Annotated in this window: 1 protein-coding gene; it reads left to right on the top strand. The window is 60.8% G+C overall.

Translation table 11 applies throughout. The annotated features are described in order from the left end of the window. Positions 1–3 precede the first annotated feature (3 nt). On the top strand, positions 4–401 hold a 398-nt coding region (locus tag ACQ7JA_RS25035), incomplete at its 3' end, for a GTP-binding protein (protein WP_430902411.1).

The following is a 401-nucleotide window of genomic DNA, read 5'->3' as shown; positions in this document are numbered from 1 at the left end:
GAAATGGCAAAGGAAAAATTCGAACGGACCAAGCCGCACGTCAACGTCGGCACCATCGGTCACGTTGACCACGGCAAAACCACCCTGACGGCTGCAATCGCAACCGTTCTGTCGAAGAAGTTCGGCGGCGAAGCCAAGGCCTACGACCAGATCGACGCGGCTCCGGAAGAAAAAGCACGCGGCATCACCATCAACACCGCGCACGTCGAATACGAAACCGCGAACCGTCACTACGCGCACGTCGACTGCCCAGGCCACGCCGACTACATCAAGAACATGATTACCGGTGCTGCGCAGATGGACGGCGCGATCCTGGTGTGCTCGGCCGCTGACGGCCCGATGCCGCAGACCCGCGAGCACATCCTGCTGGCGCGTCAGGTTGGCGTTCCGTACATCATCGT

This window comes from Massilia sp. BKSP1R2A-1 (assembly GCF_050586525.1).
In the GTDB taxonomy this organism is placed as follows: domain Bacteria; phylum Pseudomonadota; class Gammaproteobacteria; order Burkholderiales; family Burkholderiaceae_D; genus Telluria.
This window is presented reverse-complemented; position numbering and strand designations above follow the sequence as displayed.